The following is a 23,232-nucleotide window of genomic DNA, read 5'->3' on the forward strand; positions in this document are numbered from 1 at the left end:
TGCTAGGGTCCTAACCCCAACGCCGTCACCAGCAACCTGGCGCGGCACAAGGAGCGAATATGGCCAATCGACGCGAAGTGCCTGGTATCAGGAAGTACGACGGTCCCGCCGGCGGCTGGGGTGCGCTGAAGGCAACCGCCAGGGCGATCCGGACGCAGATGGATACCGTCCGGGCGCCGATCACGCTGATGCGGACCAACCAGCCTGACGGCTTCGATTGCCCCGGCTGCGCATGGCCCGACAAGGAGCACCGGTCGACCTTCCAGTTCTGCGAGAACGGCGCCAAGGCCGTGACGTGGGAGGCAACCACCAAACGGGTGCCTCCCGAGTTCTTTGCAGCCAATACCGTGTCCTCGCTGCTGAACCGGACCGACTACGAACTGGAAGACTTTGGCCGGCTGACGCATCCCCTGGTCTACGACCGCGCCACCGACACCTTCCGCGCGGTGGAGTGGGAGGCGGCGTTCGCCCGCATCGGCGAGATCCTGCGCGGGCTGACGCCGGACCAGGTCGAGTTCTATACCTCGGGCAGGGCTTCCAACGAGGCCGCATATCTGTACCAGCTGTTCGCGCGGGAATATGGCACGAACAACTTCCCCGATTGCTCGAACATGTGCCACGAGCCCACCAGCGTGGGCTTGCCGCGCTCGATCGGCATCGGCAAGGGCACGGTGTCGCTGGAAGACTTTGACACGTGCGAGCTGATCATTTCGATCGGCCACAACCCGGGCACCAACCACCCGCGGATGATGGGGACGCTGCATGAGGCGTCGCGCCGCAAGGTGCCGATCCTGGTGTTCAACCCGCTGCGCGAACGGGCGCTTGAGCGCTTTGCCGACCCGCAGAACATGGTGGAGATGGCCACCTATGGTTCCACCCGGATTGCGTCGTCCTACTTCCTGGTCCGCGCCGGTGGCGACGCCGCCGCCATCAAGGGGGTGATGAAGGCGCTGCTGGACCTGGAGGCCAGTCAGGGCAATGTGCTGGACCACGACTTCATCGCGGTCCACACCGAGGGCTTCGAGGCGCTGGCCGACGATCTGCGGTCAACCGAATGGGCGGATATCGAAAAGACCAGTGGCCTGACCCGCGCGGACCTGGAACTGGTGGCGGCGGCCTATGCGAAGTCGAATGCCACCATCGTCACCTACGGCATGGGCGTGACCCAGCACAACGAAGGCACGGCCAATGTGCGCCTGCTGTGCGACCTGCTGATGCTGCGCGGCAACTTTGGCAAGCCCGGCGCCGGTATCTGCCCCTTGCGCGGCCACTCCAATGTGCAGGGGAACCGGACTGTCGGCATTACCGAGAAGCCGTCAGCCGGCTTCCTGCAGCGGATCGAGGACACCTTTGGCTTCAGCCCGCCCGCCGGACACGGGCACGATGCCGTCAACGCGATGCAGGCGATGATCGATGGCAAGTCCAGGGCGCTGTTCTGCCTGGGCGGGAATTTCGCGGTCGCCTTGCCCGATCCCGAGCAGTGCTTCCCCGCCATGGGCAAGCTCGACCTGAGCGTGCATGTCGGGACCAAGCTCAATCGCACCCACCTGCTGGTGGCCAAGGAGACTTATGTGCTGCCTTGCCTGGGCCGCACCGAACTGGATGTGCAGGAGACCGGGCCGCAATCGGTGACGGTGGAGGATTCGATGTCGATGGTGCATGCCTCGGCCGGCAAGCTGGCGCCGGCGTCCGAGTTTCAGCGCTCCGAGCCGGCCATCGTGGCGGGCATGGCCACCGCGACCCTGCCTGACAGCAAGGTGCCATGGCTGGAACTGGTTGCCGACTACGACAGGATCCGCGACCTGATCGAGAAGACGGTGCCCGGCTTTGAGGATTTCAACACGCGCGTGCGGGTCCCTGGCGGATTCCGCATGCCCTTGCCGCCAACCGAGCGCAAATGGGAAACGCCGTCGGGCAAGGCCGAGTTCTACGTGTTCAAGGGGCTGCACGAAGACAAGCAAGTCCATGCGGACGATGTCCTGCGGCTGGTGACGATCCGCAGCCACGACCAGTACAACACCACCATCTATGCCATGGACGATCGCTACCGGGGCGTGTTCGGGCGGCGCGACGTGCTGTTCATGAATGAGGCCGACCTGGCGGCGCGCGGCCTGGAGCATGGCGACCTGGTCGACATCGAGACCATCGTCGCGGGCCGGCAGCTGCGTTTCGAGAAGATCACTGCGATCGAATATGAAATCGCGCCTGGCTCCGTCGCCGCCTACTATCCGGAGGCAAACAGACTGGTGCCGCTCGACTACATCGACGAGGACAGCGGCACCCCGTCCTACAAGTCGGTGCCCGTGCGCGTGGTGCGCTCGGAGGTGACGTGATGGCAGGCCAACCCACCATCACGTAAGCACGGCTCATGCCCGCGTTCCAGCGCCGTTGCGCGCGGGCTCCCGCGCGTAACGGCCCTCTGTTGAAGCAATGCGACCTACCTGTGGAGGAAAGTCCATCATGCCGACCCTATGCGAAATCTGCAATGCACGTCCCGCCGTGGCGCGGGTGACCGTGGTTCAGGACGGCGAGCGCAAGACGATGTCGATCTGCGACTACGACTACCGGCAACTGCTGCGCCACCAGGACATGCTCAACCCGTTCGATTCCCTGCTGGGCGGTGGCGGCCTGTCCCGTTTCTTCCGCGGAATGGGAGGCGGGATGGATGACGACGAGCATCCCGGGTTCTCCACCGAAGTCCCGCGCGAATCCGTCGACCCCACCGATGCCTTCAGCGAGCAGACCATGGAGCTGCTGCAACGCGCCGCGGAGAAGGCCCACGAGCTGCGGCGCAATGAACTCGACACCGAGCATCTGCTCTACGTGCTCGCCGATACCGATGTCTGCACGGCGCTGCTCAAGGAACTCAAGCTCTCGCCGCAGGACATCAAGGGCTATATCGACGAGCATGCGCAGACCGGAACCGCCGAGCCCGACGCTGCCATCGACCGGATGACGATCTCGCCGCGGCTGAAGAAGGCCTTCCAGTTTTCCTTCCAGGCCTCGCGCGACCTGGGGCATTCCTACGTTGGACCCGAGCACCTGCTGATCGGCCTGGCCTCGGTGCCGGACAGTATTGCCGGGACGCTGCTGAAAAAGTACGGCGTGACCCCCGAGGCACTGCGCCAGAAGGTGGTGAAGGTGGTCGGCAAGGGCGCCGAGGATGGCCGCGTCGATACGCCGACCGGCACGCCCACGCTGGACAAGTTCGGACGCGACCTGACCGCGATTGCGCGGCAGGGCAAGCTCGATCCGGTGCTGGGCCGCGCGCAGGAGATCGAGAGCACGATCGAGGTGCTGGCGCGGCGAAAGAAGAATAACCCGGTGCTGATCGGCGAGCCGGGCGTGGGCAAGACCGCGATCGTGGAAGGCCTGGCGCAGCGCATCGTCAATGGCGATGTGCCGGAGGTGCTGCGCGGCAAGCGCCTGGTTGAGGTGAATATCAATTCAATGGTGGCCGGGGCCAAGTACCGCGGCGAGTTCGAGGAGCGTGCCAAGCAACTGATTGACGAGGTGACCGCCAAGAACGACGAGCTGATCCTGTTTATCGACGAACTGCACACCATCGTCGGCGCGGGGCAGGGCGGCGGCGAGGGCGGCCTCGATATCGCCAACGTGCTCAAGCCCGCGCTGGCGCGCGGCGAACTGAGCCTGATTGGCGCCACCACGCTGAACGAATACCAGAAGTACATCGAGAAAGACGCGGCGCTGGAGCGGCGCTTCCAGCCGGTGCTGGTGCCGGAGCCAACCGTCGAGCAGACCATCGTCATCCTGCGCGGCCTGCGCGACAAGCTGGAGGCGCACCACCAGGTCACCTTCGCCGACGATGCCTTTGTGGCCGCGGCGGAACTGTCGGACCGCTACATCACCTCGCGCTTCCTGCCGGACAAGGCCATCGACCTGATCGACCAGGCCGCGGCGCGCGTGCGCATCGGCGCCACCTCGCGTCCCGCGCATATCCAGGAACTGGAGGCCGAGATCGCCCAGCTCAAGCGCGAGCAGGACTATGCGTCGTCGCGCAAGCGCTTTGACGAGGCCAAGGGCTTCGAGGACCGCATCAACGACAAGCAGAAGCGGCTTGATGAGCTGACCGAGGCGTGGCAGCGCAAGACCGGGTCGGAGACCCTGGAGGTGACGGTCGCGGCCATCGCCGAAGTGGTGTCGCGCCTGACCGGCATTCCGGTGACCGACCTGACCCAGGAAGAGCGCCAGAAGCTGCTGAAGATGGAAGCGCGGCTGCGCGAGCGGGTGGTGGGGCAGGAGGACGCGGTGGTCGCGGTCAGCGACGCGGTGCGCTTGTCGCGGGCGGGTCTGGGGCAGGCCAACCGCCCGATCGCGACCTTCCTCTTCCTCGGGCCGACCGGCGTCGGCAAGACCGAGCTGGCCAAGGCCCTGGCGGAAACCGTGTTCGGCGACGAGCAGGCCATTATCCGCATCGACATGTCCGAGTACATGGAGCGCCATGCGGTGGCCCGGCTGATCGGCGCGCCCCCGGGCTATGTCGGCTACGACGAAGGCGGGCAGCTGACCGAACGCGTGCGGCGCAAGCCCTATAGCGTGATCCTGCTGGATGAAATCGAGAAGGCCCACCCGGACGTGAACAACGTGCTGCTGCAGGTGTTTGACGATGGCCGCTTGACCGACGGCAAGGGCCGCGTGGTGGACTTCAGCAACACCGTCATCATCGCCACCAGCAACCTGGGCGCGCCGTTCATCATGGATAACCTGGAGCAGCCCGAGGACAAGCGCATGTCCGAGAAGGACTTGCGCGAGGCACTGATGAAGGTGCTGAAGGGGCACTTCCGGCCCGAGTTCCTGAACCGCATCGACGACATCATCGTGTTCCATGCGCTGTCGCGCGAGAACATCCGCGCGATCGTGCAGATCCAGCTGGAGCGCGTGGTGCGCACCGCCGCCGCTCAGGACATCACGGTCAAGCTCGACGATGACCTGGTCGATCATCTGGTCGAGGTGGGATACCAGCCTGAGTTCGGTGCGCGGGAGCTGCGGCGCCAGATCCGCCAGTCGGTCGAGACCGGGCTGGCCAAGGAGATTCTCGGCGACCAGCTGAAATCCGGCGACAGCATCGAGCTCGGCTACGACAAGGCTAGCGAAGCCGTGGTCTTCAGGAAGATGGAGGCCGTCAAGAAGCCGAAGGCAGGCAAAGCTGCCGCCAGGGGCGCTGCACCCAAGAAGGCGGATAGCACCGTCGCATCAGGAGACTCCAGCGCTTGAGCGCACGAGCCAGGGCAATCACGACTTTCGTGGGAGATTCGCAAATGCAGGAGTACGACTTTTACATCAATCTGCAGCAACCGACGCTGGGACTCTATGTGCGCAAGGGGGCAGGACTTCAGGACCTCGCCGACGCAAAGGAGTGGCAACTTGAAGGGACGGTCCCGGAGAACGCATTGCCACCCGGTTTGTTGAAGGGGCTGGAAGCCAACGGGCACGCCTTTCAGGAGCTGGGAGGGTAACCCGCCACGCGCGGCCGCGGCCTGCTCCGATGGGTTGCGGCCGCGCGGCTTCCTTCCCGCCAGCATCACTTCTCGTCGACAAAGAACTCGATACCTTCGTCGATGCATTCTTTCGGCTGGGCAAAGGTAATCCAGCCATGGCCCCTGAGCGTGATTTCGTCACGACGGAGGATGAGCGCGTTTTCGCCATCGATCTTCACGTGGGTGCCGTTCGAGCTTCTGTCGATCAGGACAAAGCGGCCGCCGCGCGGCTCCACCGTGGCCTGGAATCTCGACACCTGCCGGTCCGTGACCACAATGCTCATGGTCGTGTCCCGGCCGATGGTGACAGGCGGCGAGGCGGTGTTCATTTCGAAGACGGTTCCCCGATACCGTAGCGAGAGCAATGCCGAACGGGCCAATGCAAGATCCACCGGGGCCACCAGGGTCAGGTCGATGCTCTGCTGCCAGATCGCTTCGTACAGTTCGATCACCTGGTGCTTGCCGCGCACCTGTATCGGATACAGGTAGCGTGTCATCTGGCGCAGCCCTGCGGACAGTTGCTCCACCGCGTTCTTGCTGGTGATGATCTGGCCCCGCGACGCCAGGCTGGCCAGTCGGGCGGCAAGGTTCACGGTGTCGCCGAACAGGTCGCCGGATTCGTCCGACAGGATCGGGCCATGGTGAAAGCCGATATGGATCGCCAGCGGAGCGCCGATGATCGGCGGCAGCGCGGCGACGGCCTCCTGCATGTCCAGTGCCGCCCGCATCGCATTTTCCGCGGCGGGAAACAGCACCATGATTTCGTCACCGATGGTCTTCACCACCCGGCCTTGCGCGGCCGCGGAGTGGGACTTCATCAGCGCCAGGCACTGGCGGATTGCGCCAAGCGCCACTGCATCGCCGGCCTGCTCGTAGAGTCTGGTGCTGTCGCAGACGTCCGCGAACATCACCGATCCATCGGACGCGTCTTGTCGCGAATCTTGGTCCATATGCATCACAGGCCGTTTGGTCGGAGCGCGCCATGCCTTCGATTGGCAGTGCGCTTCGTCTGCATGATAGAACTTCATTGCGACATTGCAGCGCTGGTGACCCTCTCGAAAAGTGCTGTTTGCCGACCTGGGCAGCTCGAGCCTCTCCTGCCGTTTAGCCTTGCCAGGGATCGCATCAGGCACTACAACGATCTAGCACGCCGACGACGGTGAAGGAGGAGGCCCCGTGAAGCATGACGCCCGCAACCCTCTCGCCGCCGTGATTCGCCAGCTTCTGGCGGGGTCTGTCCTGACGCTTCCGGCGCTTGCCTGTGCTGCCGGGCCCGGCGGATCCTTCCAGCCCACGCAGGTGTCCGCCACGCCGGACCGCAATGCCGGGCTGCAGGCCTTCGCGCAGATCGAACGTGTGCTGCTGCATGCCCGCTGCCTGAACTGCCACGTGCCGGACGGCCCGCTCCAGGGCGATGCGAAACGGGTGCACTTTCCACCGGTGCAGCGTGGCGCCGACGGCAAGGGCGTGCCGCCGCTGCAATGCGCCACCTGCCATGCCACCCGGAACAGTCCGCTCGCGCATGCGCCGCCCGGGCTCGATACCGACGGCCAGCCGGGCTGGCACATGCCGCCGGCGAAGATGAAGATGTCATGGCTGGGCCTGTCCGGGCCGGCGCTGTGCAAGGTCTTGCGCGACACTAGGACCAATGGCGGCCGTTCGCTGGCGATGCTCGAAGAACACATGGCGACCGACCACCTGGTGGCATGGGGCTGGCAACCGGGGCCGGGGCGTGAATTGCCGCCGCTGGACAAGCCTGCGTTCGACGAGCAGGTGCGCCAGTGGATACGCAATGGCGCGCCATGCGATACGCGCGAGCCGCTGCGCACCTCTGCCGGGCCCACGCGCGCCGCAGCCGACGAAGCATTGCTGAAGAACCTGCGCGCGATTGCCGGATCGGGCGCCTTGACCCAGACGAAGGGCACGAGCAACGGGAGCCAGCCATGATCTCCTTTCAACTGAACGGCAAGACCCAGCAGGTCGACGTGCCCGGCGACACGCCGGTGCTGTGGGTGCTGCGCGACACGCTGGGCCTGACCGGCACCAAGTTCGGCTGTGGCATCGCGGTGTGCGGCGCGTGCACGGTCCATGTCGATGGCCAGCAGCGCCGCGCGTGCGTGACGCCGGTGTCGTCCATTGCTGGCCGGCAGCTCACCACGATCGAGGGCATCGGCGAGGACCAGGTGGGGCGCGCGGTCGAAGAGGCCTGGGTGCGCAACGACGTCACGCAGTGCGGCTATTGCCAGAGCGGCCAGGTCATGTCGGCGGTGGCGCTGCTCAAGGCCAACCGGCGCCCGACCGATGCCGACATCGAACAGGCCATGAGCGCCAACCTGTGCCGCTGCGGCACCTATGCGCGCATCCATGCCGCGGTCAAGGATGCAGCCAAGGCTATCGGCTGAGGAGATGCCATGAGACTCATGCAGCAGGCAAGCGGCGGCATCGACCGGCGGACCTTCCTGAAGCTGAGCGTCGGCTCAGGCTTCGCGCTTTGTGCCGTTCCGCTTGGCGCGCAGACGGAGGCGGCCGCGCAGCCCACGGCGCCGGTGCAGCCGTCGGCCTTCGTCAGTATCGATGCCGACGGCACGGTGATGGTCACGATCGGCAAGCTTGAATTCGGGCAGGGCGTGCAGACGGCACTGCCGATGCTGGTGGCCGAGGAACTGGATGCGGACTGGAGCAAGGTGCGCTGCCAGCTGGCACCGGCCGGCGAGGCCTATAAGGATCCGGTGTTCCATATCCAGATGGTCGGTGGCTCGACCAGCATGAAGAACTCGTGGACGCAGTATCGCGAGGTCGGCGCGCGCATGCGCGCCATGCTGCTCGGGGCGGCCGCCAGGCGCTTCGGGGTGCCCGCCGGGCAGCTGAAGGCCGAGGCCGGCGTAGTGACCGCGCCCGACGGCCGCCGAGCCACGTACGGCGAGCTGGCCGCCGCGGCCCTGGCCGAGCCGGTGCCGGCGAGCGTGCAGCTGAAGTCGCCGCAGCAGTTCAGGCTGATCGGCAAGCCCACCGGCAGGCTCGATGCGCGCGACAAGTCCACCGGCAGGCAGCAGTTCGGCATCGACATGGCGCTGCCCGGCACGCGCACCGTGGTCATGGTGCATCCGCCGGTGTTCGGCGCCAGGGTCGCGCGCTTCGACCCCGCGCGTGCCAAGGCCATCGCCGGCGTGGAAGAGGTCTATCAGGTGCCGCTGGCCGGCGGCGCGACCGGCTTGGCGATCGTGGCCAATGGTTTCTGGCCGGCGCGTACGGCGCGCGAGGTGCTGCAGGTGGAATGGGACACCAGCGGTGTCGAGAAGCCGGACAGCGATGCACTGCTGGCACGCTACCGCGAACTGGCGGCGCGGCCCGGCGTGCAGGCCAAGGCGGCGGACACTTCGGCGCTTGCCACCGCGCCACACAAGCTTACCGCCGAGTATGTCTTCCCCTACCTGGCGCACACGCCGATGGAGCCGCTCAACTGCACCATCGACTTTCGCGGCAACCAATGCACAGTGTGGGCCGGCTCGCAGTTCCAGACCGTCGACCAGGCCAATGTCGCAGCCGTGCTCGGCCTGAAGCCGGAACAGGTGACGTTCAACACCATGATGGCCGGCGGCGGCTTCGGCCGGCGTGCCGTGCCCACGTCCGACTACCTGTTCGAGGCAGCGCAGGTGGCCAAGGCGCGCTATGCGGCCGGGCGGCGCGAGCCGATCAAGATGATCTGGACGCGCGAAGACGACGTGCGCGGCGGCTACTACCGCCCGATGCACCTGCACCGCGTTGAAATCGGCCACGACGGCAAGGGCAAGGTGCTGGCCTGGAAGCACGTGATCGTCGGCCAGTCCATTACCGGCGGCACCCCGTTCGAGGCCTTCACCGTGAAGAACGGGGTCGACTCGACCATGGTCGAGGGTGTGAGCGACAGTGCTTATCCGTTCCCGATCGCGCTCGAGATCCATCATCCCAAGGTCAACGTGCCTGTGCTGTGGTGGCGCTCGGTGGGGCACACGCACACGGCCTACGTGATGGAGACCCTGGTCGATGAACTGGCGCGCGCCGGCGGGATCGATCCGGTGGCGTACCGCCGCACGCTGCTGCGTGAGCACAAGCGTCACCTGGCGGCACTGGACCTGGCGGTCGAGCGCTCGGGCTACGGCAAGCGGCGCCTCGCGGCCGGGCGTGCCTGGGGCGTGGCGGTGCATGAATCGTTCGACACCGTGGTGGCCTACATTGTCGAGGCCTCGATGCGCGGCAACCAGCCGGTGGTGCACCGGGTGACCGCGGCCGTCCACTGCAACATGCCGATCAACCCGCGCACGGTCGAGGCGCAGGTCCAGGGCGGCATGATGATGGGGTTGGGCACCACGCTGCCCGGCGCGCAGATCACGCTGAAGGATGGCGTGGTCCAGCAAGCCAACTGGAACGACTACCGCCTGGCCACGCACGCAGACCTGCCGTCGCAGATCGCGGTGCATATCGTGCCGTCGGCCGACCCGCCGACCGGCATTGGCGAGACCGCGGTGCCGCCGATCGCGCCGGCACTGGCTAATGCCGTCGCGGCGCTCACCGGCAAGCGGCATCGCAGCCTGCCGTTCACCGCGTGAGCTTCGGTCGTCGGCATTGCGCGATGGTGCCCGCTGCTATTGAATCGGCGGCAACTATTTGCCCTCACCCAACCCCCTCCCGCAAGCGGGAGAGGGCGCAAACACCCCGCCAGTGCAGGTGGCCATCGTGCACGAACGGCCATGCGGCGGCGGTGAACGGTGCATTCGGAAATGGCAGAGGCGGGCAATCCGATTAGCGGCGATCATGCAGTCTGATCCTGTCCGCATCCCGAGCCACCATGCACGTCCATCTGCAGTCCCACATGCACGTCAGCCTGCAGCAGCTGTTGCTGGCCTTCCCGCTGTCGGTCTCTGCGGCCCACGGCAGGCTGGTGCTCAGGCGCCGCGGCTATGAGCGTCTGCTGCTGCCGGGCCAGCAGCTCACCATCGAACCGTTTGAAACCTTTGCGCTGCACCTGGATGGCAGCAGCACTCAGCCGGCCGCGTGCACCCTCGAAATCCAGCGCATGATCCCCGCGGCGCAGCAGGAATGCCTGCACCACCGCATCTGCAAGCGGGTCTTCCTGCAACCCCATTACGCCTGGAATGCTGCGTTTATCGCGGAACGGCTGGGCATGTCCACGGCACAGCTGCGCCGCATGCTGTTTTCGCAGGGCACGGCGCTGACCGAGCTGTGCCGCACGCAACGGCTGATGCGGTTGCTGTTCGAGGTCATGGCCGGTGATGCCGGCATTGGCGAAGCCCGGCGGCGCATCGGCTGGCCAGCCAGCAGTGATCTGGACTGCGCTTTCTACGACCGCTTCGGCTTATCGATGGAAGCCGCCAGCCGGTTGGCGGTCGCGCGCGCAGCGCAGCGGCAGCGCTCGGTCGCCTGACTAGTTCCCATAAATCTACCTGGCGTTCGCACGTTTCCGGGATCAGGTCCCGGATGCGGGGTGCCGGCCCCTGCAAATTGCGCCCGCCAGTGTGTACTGAGCGCCGCGCTTTGCGAGATAATCCGGGCCTACGCTGCGGAATGATGTCATGCGCTTTGATCTGGTCGACCTGAAACTGTTCACGCATATTGCGGAGGCCCAGAGCCTGACCGGCGGTGCGCAACGCTCACACCTGTCGCTGGCCGCGGCCAGCACGCGCATCAAGAACCTCGAGGAACACGTCGGCGTCAAGCTGCTGAGCCGCAGCAGCCAGGGCGTGAAGGTGACCGGGGCGGGGGAGACCCTGCTCGCCCACGCGCGCCGCGTGCTGCGTCAGCTGGAGCAACTGAGCGGCGATCTGCAGGAATACGCGGCGGGCGTGAAAGGGCATGTGCGCGTGTTCGCCAACACCACCGCGATGAGCGAGTTCCTGCCGGCGGTGCTGCGCAGTTATCTCGTCAGCCATCCGGACGTGACCATCGACATGCACGAGCGCCTGAGCCCGGATATCGTGCGCGCGGTGCAGGAGGGCATGGTGGATATCGGCATCATTGCCGGCAACGTGCGCACGGAAGGGCTGGAGGTGATGCCTTACCGGCGCGACCGCCTGGTGCTGGCCACGGCGCTGAGCCATCCGCTGGCCGAGCGCGGCAGCGTGGATTTCATCGATACGCTGGACTATGACTTCATCGGCCTGCCCGAGGCCAGCGCGATCCACAATTTCCTGATGCGGGCCGCGGCCGACCTGCAGCGCACGCTGCGCTGGCGCGTGCAGGTCAGCAACTTCGAGACCGCCTGCCGGATGATCGAGGCCAATGTCGGCGTCGGCGTGTTGCCGGAGACTACCGCCAGGCGCCATGCGAAGACGATGGCGCTGCGCATCGTCCAGCTCAACGATGAATGGGCCGAGCGCAAGCTGCAGGTATGCGTGGCCGACCTCGGCGCCTTGCCGCTGTTTGCGCGCAAGCTGGTGGACCTGCTGGTCGAGGACGGCCTGGGGCGCCAGGACTGAGGGCGCCTGGTGGACTAGGCCTTGTCAGCCAGCATCTGCCGCAGCTGGTGCTTCAGCAGCTTGCCGCTGGCGGTGGTGGGAATCGAGGCCACGCGCAGGATCCGCTCCGGGCGCTTGTACGGCGACAGGCGGTCGACCAGGTAGTCGTGCAGCGCCGGCGCATCGAATTTCTCGCCATCCCTGATCTCGACGAAGGCGATCACTTCCTCGTTGCCGTCCGCGGTCGGCTGCCCGATGACGGCTGACACGCGCACGGACGGATGCGTGTTGATGACCGATTCGACTTCGATCGGGTAGACATTGAAGCCCGAGCGGATGATCAGGTCCTTGGTGCGGCCGACGATAAACAGCGCGCCGTCCGGGTCCAGCCGGCCGATGTCGCCGGTGCTGAGCCAGCCGTCGGGCCGCAGGGCCTCGGCGCTCAGGTCCGGTGCGCGGTAGTAGCCGCGCATCACGCCGGGCCCTCTGATCCATAGCTCGCCGGGTTCCCCCTGCAGCACCGGCTTGCCCTCCGGCCCGACTACCCGCAGTTCTGCGCCTTCGACGATCTCGCCCGCCGAGCAATCGGTGCGCGGCCGGTCCATGCGGGTCACGAACAGCGACCCGGCGTATTCGGTCATGCCGTAGCCATGGTGCAGCGGCTGGCCGAACATCGCCTCGACGTCGTGCTTGAGCGTCGGATCAAGCGGCCCGCCGCCGGTGTAGAGATAGCGCAGCCGTGGCGAAGGCTGCAGGGGCGTGCCCGTTGCCCGCACATGGGCGAGGATGCGGTTGAACATCGTCGGCACGCCCTGCAGCAGCGTGATCGCACCCTGCCGGATCGCCGCGGTGACGTCCGCGGCATTGAAGCGCGCGCTCAGGTACAGGCTGGCGCCAGCCTGCAGGGTCGACACCAGCAGCGTCCCCAGGCCGAACACATGCGACATCGGCATGACCGCATAGGCGCAGTCGTCTGCCCGCATGCGGCGCGACGCCACCGTGACGCGCGCAAAGTGCAGCAAGCCTCGGTGGGTGACCATCACGCCCTTGGGCTGTCCGGTGGTGCCGGAGGTGTAGATCAACGCGGCGACGTCACGCGCCAGCGCTTCAGGCTCGCGCTCGCCGGCCTCGTCGACAGCGCCTGCCATCAGCGGGCCGAGGCCGGCCGGGGCAATCTCCCTGGCCCGGCAGCGCACGCCGTGCCGCAGGGCATCGGGCGACACCGCGTGGGTGAACAGCATCAGGCGCGGCTGGCAGTGGGCGCGGATCACCTCGATTTCGCGCTCCGACAGGCGGGCGTTGACGACGACCGGCCACGCGCCCAGCTCCGACAAGGCGAAAACCAGCGTGATCACCGCCAGGCAGTTCTCGGCCGTGATCAGCACCCGATCGCCGGTGCCGACGCCCTGCGATTGCAGGTAGCGCTGCGCATCCTCGATGCCCGCCCACAGCTGCGCATAGGTGGTGGTCCGGCCTTCCTCGAAGACGGCCACATGGCCGGGGGTCTCGGCGGCCCAGTGGCGTGGGATGTCGCTGATCCGTGGTGGGGTGTCTCGGTCCGGTGGCATCTCGCGGGAATCCTTGTGCTGGAATAACCGTTCGGCAAGGCGGCATGCCAGCCGAACGGCGCCAGTGTATGTGTGCCCGTTGCACGGTGCAATCAGCAATCGGCAAAGGCGGATTTCTTGCCCGCCGAAAGCCGCCTGGCCCCTTACACCACGCGCCTGGCGCGCAGTGCTTCCAGTTGCTGCGGGCTCAGCCTCAGGTACTCGCGCAGCACCTCGTCGGTGTGCTGGCCCAGCGCGGGCGGGGCATAGCGCAGCGTCGGGGGCGTCTCCGACAGGCGCAGCGGGCTGGCCGCGGTAACCACCTGGTTCACGGACTCGCCGGCGGGCGGCTGGGCTCCCGGATAGCGCTCTTGCTCGACGCGCAGGCCCCGGTGCAGCACATGGGGGTCGGCGTGGGCCTGGGCGATGTTGTTGATGGGGCCGCAAGGCACGGAATTGGCTTCCAGCAGCGTGACCCATTCCGCCGTGGACCGGGTGCGCGTGAGCTCCATCATCATCGCGATCAGCGTCTTGCGGTTGTTGACGCGGCCGGTGTTGGTGGCATAGCGCTCGTCGCGCGCCCAGTCCACGCCCGCGGCGTCGCAGAAGCGCGCGAACTGCCCGTCGTTGCCGATGGCCAGCAGCATATTGCCGTCGGCGGTCGGGAAGTCCTGGTAGGGCACCACGCTGGGGTGGATATTCCCCTGGCGCCGGGGGACGTCGTCGGCGTTCAGGAAGCCCGCGCCCTGGTTGGCCAGCACCGCCATCGCCACATCCAGCAGAGCGATGTCGATATGCTGGCCGCGGCCGGTGAAGTGGCGCGCCTCCAGCGCGCTCAGGATCGCGGTGGTGGCGTACATGCCGGTGAACAGGTCGATCACGGCCACGCCCACCTTCATCGGGCCGCCGCCAGGCTCGCCGTCGGCGTGGCCGGTGATGCTCATCAGGCCGCTCATGGCCTGGATCAGCAGGTCGTAGCCGGGCCGCGCCGCGTAGGGACCGGTGTGGCCAAACCCCGTGACCGAGCAGTAGATCAGGCGCGGGTTGAGCGCGCTCAGGCTGTCATAGTCCAGCCCGTAGCGCCTGAGGCCGCCGGTCTTGAAGTTCTCCACCACCACATCGCTCTGCCGGGCCAGTTCGCGGATCAGTTCCTGCCCCTGCGGCGTGGCCATGTCCACCGTGACCGAGCGCTTGTTGCGGTTGGCGGCGGTGAAATAGCAAGCCTGCCGGGTCGGCGCGCCGGCCTCGTCAGCGAGGAACGGGGGCCCCCAGTGGCGGGTATCGTCGCCTTCGCCGGGCTTTTCGATCTTGATCACGTCGGCGCCCATGTCCGCCAGGTTCTGGGTGGACCATGGCCCGGCCAGCACGCGCGAGAGGTCGAGCACCCGCAGGTGGCTCAGGGCGCCGGTGCGGGGGGAGGGGGGAGGAAGGCCAGCGGCCGGCGTAGCGGTGGAATCTGTCATGTCAGGGCAGGGGTCTCAAGGCAGGCTGCCCGTCCTGGGGACGAGCAGCGTCGCGCGTGGGCTTGGGTCAGGCGTCCTGGAGCGGGTTCCTAGGCGCCGCGGGCTTCACGGATCATGTTGCGCGCGATGATGACCTGCTGGATCTGCGTGGTGCCCTCATACAGGCGGAACAGGCGCACATCGCGGTAGAAGCGCTCGATGCCGAACTCGGAAATATAGCCGGAACCGCCAAGGATCTGCACCGCGCGGTCCGCCACGCGGCCCACCATTTCGGTGGCGAACATCTTGCAGCACGAGGCCTCGGTGGAGACGTTCTTGCCATCGTCGCGGCGGCGCGCGGCGTCGATCACCATGCATTCGGCGGCATAAAGCTCGGCCTGGCTGTCGGCCAGCATGGCCTGGATCAGCTGGAACTCGCAGATCGGCTGGCCGAACTGCTGGCGCTCCAGTGCGTAGTTCAGCGCGTCGCGCAGCACGCGCCTGGCCACCCCGACGCTGACCGCCGCAATGTGCAGCCGGCCCTTGTCGAGCACCTTCATCGCCGTCTTGAAGCCCTGGCCTTCCTTCAGGCCGATCAGGTTGGCCGCCGGGACGCGCACGTTATCGAAGATCACGTCGCAGGTATGCGCGCCTTTCTGTCCCATCTTCACGTCGCGCTTGCCGAAGCTGATGCCCGGTGTCTTGGCATCGACGATAAATGCCGAGACGCCGGCCGAACCCTTGATTTCGGGATTGGTACGCGCCATCAGCGTGAACATGCCGGCCTGCGGCGCATTGGTGATAAAGCGCTTGGTGCCGTTGACCACGTAGTGGTCGCCATCCCTGACCGCGGTGGTGCGCAGCGAGCCGGCGTCCGAGCCGGCTTCCGGTTCGGTCAGGGCAAACGAGGCCAGGAGCTCGCCGGTGGCCAGGCGGGGCAGCCAGGCGGCCTGCTGCTCCGGCGTGCCATCCATCAGGATGCCCTGCGAACCGATGCCCACAGTGGTGCCCAGCAGCGAGCGGAAGGCCGGCGAGGTCTGGCACAGCTCCATGACCACGCGCACTTCCTCTTCCATGGTCAGCTCCAGGCCGCCAAAGCGCTCGGGGATGGTCATGCCGAACAGGCCCATCTCGCGCATGTCCTGCACGATGTCCTGCGGGATTTCGTCGGTCTCGGCGACCAGCGCCTCGGCGGGAACCAGGCGTTCGCGCACAAAGCGGCGCACGCTGTCGAGCAGGGCTTCGAGGATGTCGTTATCGCGGATCATGTCAGTTCTTCCTGGATGTCGGGTCGGTGTCCGTTCGAGGGTGGCGGGGCCATCAGTCCAGCGTCACGCCCTTGAGCACGCTGGCCCACTGCGTGCGCTCGCGCGCGGCGGTGTTCACGACGTCCTGCGTGGTGCCGCTCCACTGTTCGTAGCCCAGTTCGGCATAGCGCTTCCTGAGCTCCGCGTCTTCCACGGCCTGCCGCACTGCCGCGGCCAGCTTCTGGGTTTGCTCGGGGGTTACGCCCCTGGGAGCGTAGATGGCGTACCAGCCGCCGGCTTCGTATTCCTTGAGGCCGGCAATCCCGGATTCGCGGAAGGTGGGCACGCCGGGCAGCGATGCACTGCGCTTGGGCGAGCCCACGGCGATGGGCTTGACCTTGCCGCTCTGCACATAGCCGCTGGCGGTGCTGATGATGTCGAACATCACGTCGATCTGGCCGCCGATGGTGTCGGTCATGGCCGGGGCATTGCCCTTGTAGGGAATATGGTTCAGCTCCACTTGCGCCTGCCGGGCGAACAGGGCCATGGCGACGTGGTTGGAGCTGCCGACGCCCGAGGAGCCGTAGCTGAGCTTGCCGGGATGCGCCTTGGCATAGGCAACCAGGTCCTGGGTGCCCTTGAACGGCTCTTTGACGTTGGCCACCAGCATGTTGTAGTAGCGTGCCACCGGTGCCACCGGGGCGAGATCCTTCGCCGGGTCGTATGGCAGGCTCTTCATGATGTTGGGCGCGACCGTCAGCGCCGCGCTGGCTGCGAACCACAGCGTGGCGCCGTCGGGCTTGGCGCGGACCACTTCATAGCCGGCCAGCGTGGCATTGGCGCCGGGCTTGTTGTCGACGATGACGTTGGCGTTGAGCGCCTTTCCCAACGCCACGGCAAACAGGCGCGCGGCCTGGTCGGCGGGGCCGCCGGCCGCGTAGCCGACCACGAGACGCACCGGCTGGCCGTTGGGCTGCGCCGAGGCAGGGGGAGTGGCCAGCGTTGCGCCGCACAGGGCCAGGGCGGCCAGCATGGCGTGGCGGCGTGAGGTGGAAATCAAGATACTTCTCCTACGTAAAGCAAAGAGCCGATGGCAAAAGCCGAAAAGCAAAAGGCTAAAGGCGGGCGCCGCCCCCGCCGTCGCGCACGGGGGCTGTGCGGTGAATGCAGTGGGTCTTCTCAGTAGCGTTCGAAGACCGCGGCGATGCCCTGGCCGCCGCCGATGCACATGGTTTCCAGGCCATAGCGGCCGCCGCGGCGCTGCAGTTCGTGCAGCAGCGTGGCCAGGATGCGCACGCCGGTGGCGCCGATCGGATGGCCCAGCGAGATCCCCGAGCCGTTCACGTTGAGCTTCTGCTCGATCGCGTCCTGGTCATGCCATTCCCAGCCCTTGAGCACCGCCAGCACCTGGCAGGCGAAGGCTTCATTCAGCTCGACCAGGTCCATCTGGTCCAGCGTCAGTTTCAGGCGCGCCAGCAGTTTCTTCACCGCGGGCACCGGGCCGATGCCCATGTGCGAGGGCTCGCAGCCGGCCGCCGCCCAGCCCACCAGCGAGGCCATGGGGGTGAGGCCCAGTTCAGCCAGCTTGTCTTCGGCCACGATCAGGCAGGCGGCCGAGGCGTCGTTCTGCTGGCTGGCGTTGCCGGCGGTGACGGTACCGTTCGGCATCAGCGTGCGCAGCTTGCCCAGGCTTTCACGCGTGGTATCGGGGCGGAAGCCTTCGTCGCGCGTGAACCGCACCGGATCGCCCTTGCGCTGGGGCACCTGCACGGGCACGACCTCGGCATCGAAGCGGCCGGCCTCCCAGGCTGCCGCGGCGCGTGCGTGGCTGCGGGCGGCGAAGACATCGGCCTGTTCACGGCTGATGCCGTAGTCGCGCGCCAGGTTCTCGGCCGTCTCGATCATCCCGGAGATCTTGCCGAAGCGCTCGACCGGCTGGGAGCGTTCACGGCCGCGGTCGAGGCGGTCGAAGAAGCGCACATTGCCCGAGCGCGCGCCCCAGCGCATGTCGGTGGTGTAGTACTCGATATTGCTCATGCTCTCGACGCCGCCCGCGATTACCACGTCGGCGGCGCCGCTTTGCACCATCATCGAGGCCGTGACGATGGCCTGCAGGCCGCCGCCGCAGCGGCGGTCCAGCTGCATGCCCGGCACCTCGACCGGCAGGCCGGCCTGCAGCGCGGCCCAGCGGCCGACGCAGGGCACTTCGCTGTTGGCGTAGGACTGGGCAAAGACCACGTCATCGATACGCGCGGGATCGATGCCGCTGCGTTCCACCACGGCGCGCACGGCGGTGGCGGCCAGTTCCTCGACGGGCACCGGGCGCAGGCTGCCGCCGAAGGTGCCGACGGGCGTGCGGAGGGGAGTGACGATTGCAGCTCTGCGCATGGAAGTCTCCTTGGAACTCTGTGTTGGGGTGAGCAAATAGGTCAGTCGGTCAGCGAGTGCCCGGGAAGGGCCACGAAGGCCGCGCCGCACTGGCGCAGCAGGGCGTGGGCCTGGCGCTCCAGGTCCTCGCGGTGTTCGGGGGCGGCAATGTCCAGCATGCGGCGCACGCGCTGCGACAGCGTCTGGCCGCGCAGGTCGGCCACGCCGTGTTCGGTGACGATCAGGCCCGCGTCCGAGCGGGGCGTGCTGACCGGGCCGGACAACTGCGCCACGATGCGGCTCGCGCCCTTGGCGGTCGCCGGCAGCGCGACGATGGGCAGGCCGCCGCGGCTGCGCGCGGCGCCGCGCAGGAAGTCCACGGCACCGCCTACGGCGCCGACATAGACGCCGGCGGCGACTTCGGCGTTCACCTGGCCGGTGAGGTCGACCTCGATGGCGGAGTTGATGGCGGTCAGCTTGTCGACGCTGGCCAGCACCTCGGGGTGATGGGTATAGGCGGTCTCGCGCAACTGCAGCTGCGGATTGCGGTGGGCCCAGCGCCGCAGCCGTTCGCTGCCCATCAGGATGCCGGCGATGCCCACGCCCGTATCGATGCTCTTGCGTGCGTTGGTCAGCACCCCGGCTTCGGCCAGCGCCGCAATGCCGTCGCCGATCGCGCCACTGTGCAGCCCCAGGTCGCGGTGGCCATGCAGCGCAGCCACCACCGCCTCAGGGAGGTTGCCGATGCCCATCTGCAGGGTAGCGCCATCCTCCACCCAGCCGGCGATGTGGCGGGCAATGGCCTGTTCGGCCGGGCCGGGCGCGCTTCGGTCAAGGCTGATCGGCGGGTGCAGCGCTTCGACTTGCAGGTCGATGTCGTCCGCGGTCAGGTAGCGGCTGCCGTGGGTCCACGGCACCTCCGGGTTCACCTCGGCAATGATGACGCGGGCGCGGTCGAGCGCCGCGGGGATGTATTCATGCACCAGCCCCAGACTGTGGCGCCCCTGCTCGTCGGCGGGCGAGACCTGCACCAGCACCACGTCCGCCCGCAGCGTGCCCTGGCGGATCAGCCCGGGCAGGTGCGAATAGTGGCTGGGCACGATGTCCAGCACGCCGGCCCTGGCCAGTTGCCGGTGCGGGCCGCTGGCGGCGTAGCCGAAGAAGTCGAGCACTTCGGCCTGGGCCGGCTGCAGGGTGTCTGACTGCCCGATGCCGACAAAGACACTGAGCCGTCCGCCCTGGGCGATGGCGTGGCGGTGTTCCACCAGCGCGCGCGTCAGCGTCAGCGGCTCGGCGGTGGCTTGCCCCCACCAGATGTGGTCTCCGGGGCGGATCAGGGCTTGCAGGCGGGAGGCGAGGGTGTGCATGTCCACGGGGCAGCGGTCAGTCGGCGCATGCGCCAGATAGCCCGGAGCATGTCCCCAAAGCGGGGTTTGCGCTATTTGACAATGCCAATGGTGGACTTTGGCGAAAGCGAAAGGCCTTGACCGCCGCCGGGACTTAACCCCGGTGGAAGGCGCGCTTTCGGAAAGGCTGATTGTCCAACTGGCCGAACGCCGCGACCATTGCGGCTATCACAAGGAGGCGGCCGTCCGCCAGAGACCGAACGCAAGCCAAGCGCCATGATCGAACAGACCCAATCGAACAACTTCCAAGAAATCCGCGACGCCATCCGCGCCCTTTGCGCCGAGTTTCCCGATGAGTACTTCCGCAAGGTGGACGAGCAGCGCGCCTATCCCGAGGCCTTTGTCAATGCGCTCACCGCGGCGGGCTGGCTGGCGGCGCTGATTCCGCAGGAGTACGGCGGTTCCGGCCTGGGTCTGACCGAAGCCTCGGTCATCATGGAAGAGATCAACCGCTGTGGCGGCAACTCCGGCGCCTGCCACGGCCAGATGTACAACATGGGCACGCTGCTGCGGCACGGCTCCAAGGCACAGAAGGACAAGTACCTGCCGAAGATTGCCTCGGGGGAATGGCGCCTGCAGTCCATGGGCGTGACCGAGCCCACCACCGGCACGGACACCACCAAGATCAAGACCTCGGCGGTCAAGAAGGACGGACGCTACGTCATCAACGGCCAGAAGGTCTGGATCAGCCGCGTCCAGCACAGCGACTTCATGATCCTGCTGGCGCGCACCACGCCGCTGGCCGAGGTGAAGAAGAAGAGCGAAGGGATGTCGATCTTCATGGTGGACCTGCACGAGGCGCAGAAGAAGGGCCTGACCGTGCGCCCCATCCCCAATATGGTCAACCACGAGACCAATGAACTGTTCTTCGAGGACCTGGAAATCCCCGAGGAAAACCTGATCGGTGAAGAGGGCAAGGGCTTCAAGTACATCCTCGATGGCCTGAACGCCGAGCGCACCCTGATCGCGGCCGAGTGCATCGGCGACGGCTATTGGTTCATCGACCGCGTGACCAAGTACGTCAAGGAACGCGAGGTCTTCGGCCGTCCCATCGGCCAGAACCAGGGCGTGCAGTTCCCGATTGCCGAGTCCTTTATCGAGCTGGAAGCGGCGAACCTGATGCGCTGGAAAGCCTGTGAGCTGTTTGACAAGCACGAGCCCATGGGGGCCCAGGCCAACATGGCCAAGTACCTGGCGGCCAAGGCCAGCTGGGAGGCCGGCAACGCCTGCCTGCAGTTCCACGGCGGCTTCGGCTTTGCCTGCGAATACGACGTGGAGCGCAAGTTCCGGGAAACGCGGCTGTACCAGGTGGCACCGATCTCCACCAACCTGATCTACTCTTTCGTCGCCGAACACGTCCTGGGCCTGCCCCGCTCATTCTGAGCGGTGAACTGCGCGCCAGCCCCAATGCCCAAGGGGCTGGCCGGGTGGAACCCCGGCAGCAACGGCCCCGGGGTTACTGCTTCGTCCCAGGCCCCGAATTTCCCTCCCTGTCTCCACTCCTTGTCCGCGCAGCTGGATCCAGGCCGACCCTCAAATCGGAAACTGCGTCGTCGACAGCACCTGCTTGAGCACCATGAACGAGCGAATCTGCCGCACGCCCGGCAGATAGAGCAACTGCTCCGCGTGGAGGCGGTTGAAGCTCTCGCTGTCCTTCGTCCTGAGCATCATGATGTAGTCGAACTCGCCGGTGACTTCATGGCATTCCATGCAGCCTGATACCTTCTGCGCCGCTTTCTCAAAGGCGGCGAAGGACTCGGGCGTGGACCTGTCCAGCACGACCCCGATGATGACCAGCATCCCCGCGTCCAGGGGAGCCGGGTTCAGCAGCGCCACGACGCCGCGGATCAGGCCATCCGCTTTCAGGCGTTCCACGCGGCGCAGGCATGCGGGCGGGCTGAGGCTGACCTTGCCCGCCAGGGCCAGGTTGGAGATGGACGCATCGCGCTGCAAGGCGCGGAGGATGGCCTTGTCCGTGCGATCCAGCACCGGCGCGGGCTGCGGGGAGGTCTCGGATTTCGTACGAAATTTTATTCTGGATGTGGTCATTTCTACGGAATAAAGAGAATTTCGTGGTGCTTCCGGCCTTTTTATCGTGCAAGAAGTCGCAGATCTTTGCAAGCACCTTTCGTCTCAGCCTTCTTATGATGATTCCAGATGCGGCGTCGCGCAGCTTCCGTGCGAATGCCGGGCATTGCGGCTGCCGGGCGCCCGCATGCCAACCACAACCTGGAGCCAGTCATGAACCTGAAGCAATTTCCGCGTCATTCCCTGACCTTCGGCCCGACGCCGATCCATCCGTTATCGCGGCTGAGCGAAAGCCTCGGTGGCAAGGTCGAGCTCTATGCCAAGCGCGAGGACTGCAACAGCGGCCTTGCCTTTGGCGGCAACAAGACGCGCAAGCTCGAATACGTCATTCCGGACGTCCTGGCGCAGGGCGCCGATACGCTGGTCTCGATCGGTGGGATCCAGTCGAACCACACCCGCCAGGTTGCCGCCATCGCGGCCCACCTGGGGCTGAAGTGCGTGCTGGTGCAGGAGAACTGGGTCAACTACTCAGACGCGGTCTATGACCGCGTGGGCAACATCCAGATGTCGCGCATCATGGGGGCCGATGTGCGCCTGGTCAGCGAAGGGTTCGACATCGGCATTCGCCCAAGCTGGGAAGATGCCATGGAGAGCGTGCGCAAGGCGGGCGGGAAGCCTTACCCGATTCCGGCCGGCTGTTCGGAGCATCCGCTCGGCGGCCTCGGCTACGTAGGGTTCGCCGAGGAAGTGCGAGAGCAGGAAGCTGGACTCGGCTTCAGGTTCGACTACATCGTCGTCTGCTCGGTCACCGGCAGCACCCAGGCGGGCATGGTGGTGGGATTCGCTGCGGACGGCCGCGCGGACCGCGTCATCGGCATCGATGCATCGGCCAGGCCGGAACCGACGCGCGCGCAGATCCTGCGCATCGCACGCCATACCGCGGAGCTGGTCGGCCTCGGCCGCGACATCACTGAAGCGGATGTGGTGCTGGACACCCGCTATGGCGGACCTGAATACGGCCTGCCTTCGGCGGGCACCCTGGAAGCCATCCGCCTCAGCGCCAGGCTGGAGGGCATGATGACCGACCCGGTCTATGAGGGCAAGTCCATGCAGGGCATGATCGACATGGTCCGTCGCGGCGAGTTTCCGCAAGGATCGAAGGTCCTGTTCGCACACCTGGGCGGGGTGCCGGCACTGAACGCCTACAGCTTCCTCTTCAAGGACGGGTGATTCCGTGCGCAGTTT

General features: G+C 66.6%; 18 protein-coding genes. 10 read left to right on the top strand and 8 right to left on the bottom strand.

Annotated features, from left to right (window positions below; translation table 11 throughout):
• Positions 1-59: 59 nt before the first annotated feature.
• The 3 genes from RS901_RS27810 to RS901_RS27820 all read left to right on the top strand — a co-directional run bounded on the left by RS901_RS27810 (position 60) and on the right by RS901_RS27820 (position 5,477).
• Positions 60-2,333: an FdhF/YdeP family oxidoreductase gene (locus tag RS901_RS27810; RefSeq protein WP_316153738.1), complete on the top strand. Its 2,274-nt coding sequence runs from the start codon at positions 60-62 to the stop codon at positions 2,331-2,333.
• Between the two features lie 127 nt (positions 2,334-2,460).
• Positions 2,461-5,235, top strand: coding sequence for an ATP-dependent Clp protease ATP-binding subunit (locus RS901_RS27815; RefSeq protein ID WP_316153739.1), 2,775 nt, complete (start codon positions 2,461-2,463; stop codon positions 5,233-5,235).
• A gap of 44 nt (positions 5,236-5,279) precedes the next feature.
• Entirely contained in the window at positions 5,280-5,477 is a 198-nt protein-coding gene (locus RS901_RS27820) for a hypothetical protein (protein WP_316153740.1), read from the top strand.
• A 65-nt stretch (positions 5,478-5,542) separates the two neighbouring features.
• Here the strand turns inward: RS901_RS27820 and RS901_RS27825 are convergent, their stop codons facing one another.
• Positions 5,543-6,448: an adenylate/guanylate cyclase domain-containing protein gene (locus tag RS901_RS27825; protein WP_316157311.1), complete on the bottom strand. Its 906-nt coding sequence runs from the start codon at positions 6,446-6,448 to the stop codon at positions 5,543-5,545.
• 226 nt (positions 6,449-6,674) lie between these two features.
• Here RS901_RS27825 and RS901_RS27830 point away from each other — a divergent pair, with 226 nt between their 5' ends.
• From RS901_RS27830 to RS901_RS27850, 5 genes are all read left to right on the top strand, one after another.
• Complete coding sequence (locus RS901_RS27830; protein ID WP_316153741.1) at positions 6,675-7,445, top strand: hypothetical protein; 771 nt, start codon at positions 6,675-6,677, stop codon at positions 7,443-7,445.
• Positions 7,442-7,900: a (2Fe-2S)-binding protein gene (locus tag RS901_RS27835; RefSeq protein WP_316153742.1), complete on the top strand. Its 459-nt coding sequence runs from the start codon at positions 7,442-7,444 to the stop codon at positions 7,898-7,900. Before RS901_RS27830 ends, RS901_RS27835 begins: the two co-directional genes overlap by 4 nt.
• 9 nt (positions 7,901-7,909) lie before the next feature.
• Positions 7,910-10,084 (top strand): xanthine dehydrogenase family protein molybdopterin-binding subunit, encoded by a 2,175-nt coding sequence (locus RS901_RS27840; protein ID WP_316153743.1) that lies wholly within the window; start codon positions 7,910-7,912, stop codon positions 10,082-10,084.
• Positions 10,085-10,323: 239 nt separating this feature from the next.
• Positions 10,324-10,920 carry an AraC family transcriptional regulator gene (locus RS901_RS27845; protein WP_316153744.1) on the top strand — a complete coding sequence of 199 codons (597 nt, stop codon included), beginning with the start codon at positions 10,324-10,326 and terminating at the stop codon, positions 10,918-10,920.
• A gap of 148 nt (positions 10,921-11,068) precedes the next feature.
• On the top strand, positions 11,069-11,971 hold the full coding sequence (locus RS901_RS27850; protein WP_316153745.1) for a LysR substrate-binding domain-containing protein: 903 nt from the start codon (positions 11,069-11,071) through the stop codon (positions 11,969-11,971).
• Positions 11,972-11,985: 14 nt separating this feature from the next.
• On the opposite strand, the gene RS901_RS27855 is transcribed toward RS901_RS27850, so the two are convergent.
• From RS901_RS27855 to RS901_RS27880, 6 genes are all read right to left on the bottom strand, one after another.
• Positions 11,986-13,518: a class I adenylate-forming enzyme family protein gene (locus RS901_RS27855; RefSeq protein WP_316153746.1), complete on the bottom strand. Its 1,533-nt coding sequence runs from the start codon at positions 13,516-13,518 to the stop codon at positions 11,986-11,988.
• 143 nt (positions 13,519-13,661) lie between these two features.
• A complete protein-coding gene (locus RS901_RS27860) occupies positions 13,662-14,960 on the bottom strand; it encodes a CaiB/BaiF CoA-transferase family protein (protein WP_316153747.1) in 1,299 nt (432 codons plus the stop codon).
• 89 nt (positions 14,961-15,049) lie between these two features.
• On the bottom strand, positions 15,050-16,207 hold the full coding sequence (locus RS901_RS27865; protein WP_316153748.1) for an acyl-CoA dehydrogenase family protein: 1,158 nt from the start codon (positions 16,205-16,207) through the stop codon (positions 15,050-15,052).
• Between the two features lie 52 nt (positions 16,208-16,259).
• Positions 16,260-17,246, bottom strand: a complete 987-nt coding sequence (locus RS901_RS27870) for a tripartite tricarboxylate transporter substrate binding protein (protein WP_316153749.1) — start codon at positions 17,244-17,246, stop codon at positions 16,260-16,262.
• 119 nt (positions 17,247-17,365) lie between these two features.
• A complete protein-coding gene (locus RS901_RS27875) occupies positions 17,366-18,574 on the bottom strand; it encodes an acetyl-CoA C-acetyltransferase (RefSeq protein WP_316153750.1) in 1,209 nt (402 codons plus the stop codon).
• Between the two features lie 41 nt (positions 18,575-18,615).
• The gene (locus RS901_RS27880) at positions 18,616-19,920 is read right to left on the bottom strand and encodes an acetyl-CoA hydrolase/transferase family protein (RefSeq protein WP_316153751.1); all 1,305 of its coding nucleotides are present in this window, start codon (positions 19,918-19,920) and stop codon (positions 18,616-18,618) included.
• Positions 19,921-20,175: 255 nt separating this feature from the next.
• Between RS901_RS27880 and RS901_RS27885 the strand changes: the two genes are divergently transcribed.
• Positions 20,176-21,342, top strand: coding sequence for an acyl-CoA dehydrogenase family protein (locus tag RS901_RS27885; protein ID WP_013952984.1), 1,167 nt, complete (start codon positions 20,176-20,178; stop codon positions 21,340-21,342).
• Positions 21,343-21,492: 150 nt separating this feature from the next.
• On the opposite strand, the gene RS901_RS27890 is transcribed toward RS901_RS27885, so the two are convergent.
• Entirely contained in the window at positions 21,493-22,008 is a 516-nt protein-coding gene (locus RS901_RS27890; protein ID WP_316153752.1) for an Lrp/AsnC family transcriptional regulator, read from the bottom strand.
• 192 nt (positions 22,009-22,200) lie between these two features.
• Between RS901_RS27890 and RS901_RS27895 the strand changes: the two genes are divergently transcribed.
• On the top strand, positions 22,201-23,217 hold the full coding sequence (locus RS901_RS27895; protein WP_316153753.1) for a 1-aminocyclopropane-1-carboxylate deaminase: 1,017 nt from the start codon (positions 22,201-22,203) through the stop codon (positions 23,215-23,217).
• The last annotated feature ends 15 nt before the right edge of the window (positions 23,218-23,232 follow it).

The organism is Cupriavidus sp. BIC8F, assembly GCF_032465815.1.
Lineage (GTDB): Bacteria > Pseudomonadota > Gammaproteobacteria > Burkholderiales > Burkholderiaceae > Cupriavidus > Cupriavidus necator.